At 49.3% G+C, this 207-nt stretch carries 1 protein-coding gene; it reads left to right on the plus strand.

Translation table 11 applies throughout. The features are described 5' to 3' along the window. Positions 1–207, plus strand: a 207-nt coding sequence (locus tag AF337_RS41040; RefSeq protein WP_483150639.1) for a sugar phosphate isomerase family, incomplete at both ends; no start/stop codon positions are given.

Consider the following 207-nt stretch of genomic DNA (forward strand, 5'->3'; position numbering starts at 1 on the left):
GCCGACAGTCATGCCGCTGCAAAACGACAAATTTGCACACAAGCCATTGATTACATTCACCATGATGACACGGTCTTTTTCGATTGTGGCACCACCTTACCCTATCTGGTCGATCTTCTCCCAGACCGGATTCACATAACGGCGATCTGCTACGCCATGAATGTCGCCGATCGTCTAACGCGAAAACCAAACGTTCGCCTTGTTATG

It is taken from the genome of Rhizobium ecuadorense (assembly GCF_001187535.1).
Lineage (GTDB): Bacteria > Pseudomonadota > Alphaproteobacteria > Rhizobiales > Rhizobiaceae > Rhizobium > Rhizobium ecuadorense.